Source organism: Sodalis-like endosymbiont of Proechinophthirus fluctus (assembly GCF_001602625.1).
In the GTDB taxonomy this organism is placed as follows: domain Bacteria; phylum Pseudomonadota; class Gammaproteobacteria; order Enterobacterales; family Enterobacteriaceae.
Map to the genome: position 1 here is coordinate 12,344 of NZ_LECR01000073.1, position 391 is coordinate 12,734.

1 protein-coding gene and 1 pseudogene are annotated in these 391 nt (G+C 50.6%); both read right to left on the bottom strand.

The window, feature by feature from the left end; translation table 11 throughout:
• Positions 1 to 85: TDP-N-acetylfucosamine:lipid II N-acetylfucosaminyltransferase family protein (locus BG74_RS17645; protein ID WP_244267414.1), on the bottom strand; the 85-nt coding region annotated here is incomplete at its 3' end.
• Positions 82 to 391, bottom strand: a pseudogene (locus BG74_RS17650) (lipid III flippase WzxE); the annotation flags it as partial. The gene BG74_RS17645 and the pseudogene BG74_RS17650, both read right to left, overlap by 4 nt.

A 391-nucleotide genomic window follows, 5' to 3' on the forward strand; every position in this document is an offset into this window, starting at 1 on the left:
CCGCCAGTGTATCATTGAAGAAACGCAGTACCGTCAGATTATGATGGGGGATATCGGATCCCAGCACATGTATCAAATCTCTCATTTTTTCCTGAAATAAAGTAGGAACACACCGCTGCACAGCGCGAAATAGATGATATAGGTGGCCATATAGGCTTGAGTCGCGCCCAGCGCGCCATGGCTCGGAATAAGCCAATAGGAAAAGCCAGTCAGCAGCACAAATTGGCTTATTTCAGCTAAGAGATAAACGCGCAGCGCTGCACGGGCTACTACCAGATAGCCAAAAATATAGGCGCCCACCTTAAGGACATCCCCCACTAGTTGCCAGGCAAACAGCCCACCCATGGCGCTGAATTCGGCGGAAAAAAATAGCCGGATCGCCATGTCCCGC